This is a genomic window from Mesorhizobium sp. (assembly GCF_017306585.1).
Lineage (GTDB): Bacteria > Pseudomonadota > Alphaproteobacteria > Rhizobiales > Rhizobiaceae > Mesorhizobium.
Window position 1 is genome coordinate 1 of record NZ_JAFKIC010000321.1, and the last position, 4314, is coordinate 4314.

The window sequence follows — 4314 nt, forward strand, 5'->3', positions numbered from 1 at the left end:
CCATCATCGACGTTTCAAAGGACGAGCCGGCGACGAAACTGTCAATCTCCCCCCTTGAGGGGGAGATGTCCGGCAGGACAGAGAGGGGGGCCTGGGCGCAAGCCATTGTTCTACTTATATTCGTAGTCAGCCTCTCGTTCGCCCTCCCCGCCTTCGCCGCCCCCATCGTCTGCCCACCTGGCACCGAAAACTTCCCGCCCTTCTACGACGACGCGACACTGTTCAAGACAGCCATCGCCAGCGTCGCCAGTGTCCAACCGTCCAACCAGCGGCTGACCGGTATCACCGTGCCGCATCATCTGCTGGCGGCCGATCTGGTGGCGCTGGGATTTCACGCCGCCTCCGGCTTCCGCTACAAGCGCGTTGTCATCCTGTCGCCGGACCATTTCCACAAGACGCACAAGCTCTACGCCACGTCCTCGCGCGGCTTCGACACCGTGCTTGGCCCGGTGGCGGCCGATACCGATGCGGTGCGCCTGCTGGAGAAGAACGGTGACATGGTCGAGGAGTCCTGCCTGTTCGACAAGGAACATGGCGTGCGGGCCATGCTGCCTTTCCTGCATCACTATTTCCCTGAGGCCAGGATCGTGCCGGTGGCGATGTCGGTGAAGGCCAAGCGCGGCGATTGGGATCGGTTGGCCGAGGCGCTGAAACCAATCGTGGATCGGGACACGCTGATCGTCGAATCCACCGACTTCTCGCACTACCTGCCGCAGCACGAGGCGCGCCGCTTCGACCAGCAGTCACTGAACATGCTGGCCGCCGGCTCGCTCGACGGCATCGCTGCCCTGCGCCAGCCCGACCACGCCGATTCCGTCGGCGCGCTCTATATCCAGACCAGGCTGCAGCGCGAACTGTTCGGCGCCCAGCCGCTGGTCGTCGCCAACGAGAACTCGCAGGAACACACATCAGACTATGTCGACCGCACCACCAGCTATGTTGTGGCGCTGTTCGGTGCCTTCGGCCCCGGCTTCAACAATCCGGCTCGCCCCAAAGACAAGATCTACTATCTCGCCGGCGACGTGAATTTCGGCCGAGCCATGAAGAAGATCCTGCTGCGCGACGGCGTTGCCGACCGGATCGTCGACGCCATCCTCTCGCTTACCGGAGCGCGGCCGCTGATCGTCAATCTGGAAGGCGTCATCCTCCCCAACGTGCCGGAGGCGATCGACGACATGACACTGGCGATGCCGGAGGGCCTCGCCGTCGACATGCTGAAGAAGCTGCATGTCGCCGGCGTCAGCCTCGCCAACAACCACGCCTATGACCTCGGCCCGTCGGGCTATGCCGAGACGCTGCGCGCGCTCGCGGAGGCCGGCATTCCGCATTTCGGCCAGGGCGAGACGCTGGCGCTTGCCGATCTCGATCTCGTCGGCCTGACCGACATCGACACCAATGGCTCGAAGAACACCGATCTCCTGACCCCGGCCCTGCTCGACCGGCTGCTGCACGAGAACGCGCAGCGCCCCGTCGTCGCCTTCGTCCACTGGGGCCGCGAGTACAAGACCGAACCGTCGCCGCGCGAGGAGATGCTGGCCGACCAGATGCGGCTGCGCGGCGTCTCCGCGATCGTCGGCGGCCATCCGCATGTCTCGAGCGAGGCGATTGTGCCGCTCGCCGGTGGCGACGTGGCGGAAGTCTATTCGCTCGGCAATTTCCTGTTCGACCAGAAAGCCGAGCGCTCGTCGGGGTCGATGCTGGAACTGCGTGTCTTTCCCCAGGGCACGATCTTCACCCGCCTCATTCCGCTCCCGAATTATTTCGAAATGGGGCGAAAGTAGCCGTTTCGACGCCAGGCATGAAGGTGTGTTGAGATTCAGGTCAGGCCGAGTCGAAAACGGTTGATACCGAGAACCGGAGCGGAGCGTACTTTTCGTACGTGAGCACCGGAAGCGCAGGTATCGACCGTTTGCAGGCCGGCCTCACCTGAATATCAGCACACCCTAGCCGCAGCCGATCATCTGGCGTGGCAGATAACACGCCGCCGGCTCGGTCCTGGTCTCGAACAGCGACTGTTTCGGCCGGAAATAGAAGAAGCTCACCGGCTTGCTCTCGCGCACGCTGCCGTCGGCGAAATGCGCGGCGATGCTGAAGCGGTGGATCGAGGACATTGCCGACCACATCTTCAGCCGTGCCGTATAGGCGCTGACCGTCTTGTTGCCGCGCACCGGCATGGCGATCGTGTAATCATGTTTGCCGATCGGGAACTCGATGTTCTGGTAGCGCATCGCTTCCGGGCTGCCGCCACCACCGTCACCGCATTCGGCCATCGATTCGGGAACCTCGAAAACCGCCATCGTCATCTGCACGCGAAATGGCTCGCTCTGCTGGTAGACATGCCCCTCATCGTCCGCCCAGGAATAATCGAATTTGCCGATCGCGTTCAGCGTCATCGCCTGGTTGAAATTGCCGAGATAGTCGCCGACCTCGCCGAACTTGATCTTGTTGGTGAGCTGGCTGCGGCAGACATTCAGGCTGTCCACGGACGGACAGGGAAAACGCCCTGTCTCAAGGCTTGCTGTATCGACGCCGGCGTCGTCGAGGACGCTCTTGATCGAAACGTCGACGCCTTCGCCGAAATCGCCGATGTCCTTGGTGAACATCCGGCTCGGCTGGCCGGTGGGATTTCCTTCCTCGTCCACCGTGGTGAACTGGATCGACATCTTCATGTCCTTGGCGTCGCCCCAGCCATTGTTGATGACCGAGAAATCCGGCCGGAAGCCGATGCAGCCGAAATGCTCGGAGAGCGACAGCATCGGCTTGCGGTAGGCGTCGCTGGCCGCGACCTTCATTTCCAGGCTGTCGAGCTTGACCTTGGACTGGTCGGTCGTGTTCAGGTCGACTTCGGCAAAGGCGGGAGTGTCCTCCCAGTTCGGGCCTTCATAGACATTGGTCGTGTTGATCGTCCCGGTGCCGTTCCAGGCGTCGTTGTAGAGATTGTCTTCCGGATAGATCGCGATGTCTTCGTCGCGCACCAGATGCTGATACTTCGTGTCGGCCTGCTGCGTCATGCGCTGGTCCACGATGACGCCGATCTCGACCTTGTCCGCGTCGCCGCCGCCCGCCTGCGCCTTGAGGAGCCCCCCGACCCTGGCGTCGGCCAGCACGTCTGGTCGCGGACCGCCGACCTCCTTGCCCATGACCCATTGCGATGCGTAGACCGTGCCGCCGGCAAGCCGGGTCTGGCCCTTGCCGTTCTTCAGCCCGCCGACAAATGAGCCGACGAAGATTTCACCGGTCTTCGACAGCAGACGGCCTTCGCCGTTGGGAACGCCGTTGACGAACTGCCCTTCATAACGGTTGCCGTCGGCATCGACATGGATGCCCTTCCCGTCGAGTTCGCCGGCGAGCCAATGACCCTCGAACACCTCGCCCGACCGCAGTTCGAGCCGGCCCTGCCCATCGGGCCGGCCGTTTGCGACGTCACCGAAATAGCTGGAATAGATGGTTTTCGGATCATAGCTCGCCGAGCCGCGCACCCGCCACACCAGCCTGCCCCGGCCGTTGACGGTGCCGTCCTGCGCGATCGTGCGGTCGGGCGACTGGCCCGCCGCCGGTTCCCACACGAAGTCGAGGTTCTTCTCAGGATGGAGATCCCATACGCGTACCATCCGGCGAACGACCGACTTTGTGTCCGCCTGGTAGAGGATCTGCACCCGTTCGGCCCAGGCGCCATCGCTGGACGCGGCCGGATCGGCGACTGCCAGCGAGGGCATCGACGCTCCAAGCATCAATGACGCCGCTATCCCCAGCATTGCCCTTGCCCGCGCCATGCTTCACCCCCTTTGGATGGCCAACCCCTTGGCCGGTCAAGCGTAGTGGGCGATCCGGCCGCATGCAAGAGAAGCCGCACGGCCCGGCGCGGCATGAAAAAGGCGGCGGGCCAGGCCCGCCGCCTCCATCCGCGCCGAAAAGGCGCGATTACTTATACAGGCTGTTGATCCACTGCACGTTGGCGGCGTTCAAACGCACGGCGGTATTCGCTTCGGGGCTTTCCGCCACGTTGACGCCGGTGATGATACGCTGCTTGGAGTTGTTGTCATAGGCATAGACCGAGCTGCCGCTCGATCCCGGGAACGTATCGCAGTCATACTGGAAATACTCCGGAGCGATGTTTTCGGCATGCACTTCGCAGCTGGCCTTCCACATCGTGCCCATCGGCTTGTCGCCGGGATAGCCGACGAGATTGGCGGTGAAATCGCCGAGATCGTCATAATTGGCATAACCCAGCCAGCCGAGGTTGGTGCCGACATCCTGCTTCAGCGTGATGATGCCGAGATCCCAAGGGATGACCGAGCCGTAGTAACCCTGGTA

Annotated in this window: 2 protein-coding genes and 1 pseudogene; 1 reads left to right on the forward strand and 2 read right to left on the reverse strand. The window is 62.9% G+C overall.

The window, feature by feature from the left end:
• Window positions 1–65 precede the first annotated feature (65 nt).
• Entirely contained in the window at window positions 66–1781 is a 1716-nt protein-coding gene (amrB, locus tag J0I79_RS34000) for an AmmeMemoRadiSam system protein B (protein ID WP_292870236.1), read from the forward strand.
• Window positions 1782–1943: 162 nt separating this feature from the next.
• Here amrB and J0I79_RS34005 read toward each other — a convergent pair whose 3' ends face one another.
• Both J0I79_RS34005 and J0I79_RS34010 read right to left on the reverse strand, forming a co-directional pair.
• On the reverse strand, window positions 1944–3716 hold the full coding sequence (locus tag J0I79_RS34005; RefSeq protein WP_292870233.1) for a hypothetical protein: 1773 nt from the start codon (window positions 3714–3716) through the stop codon (window positions 1944–1946).
• 205 nt (window positions 3717–3921) lie between these two features.
• A pseudogene (locus J0I79_RS34010) lies at window positions 3922–4314 on the reverse strand (serine protease); the annotation flags it as partial.

Bases quoted from the DNA above. Each gene is read 5' to 3' on its own strand.
- J0I79_RS34005 (WP_292870233.1), bottom strand. From the start codon at position 3,716: ATGCCCTCGCTGGCAGTCGCCGATCCGGCCGCGTCCAGCGATGGCGCC.
- amrB (WP_292870236.1), top strand. From the start codon at position 66: ATGTCCGGCAGGACAGAGAGGGGGGCCTGGGCGCAAGCCATTGTTCTA.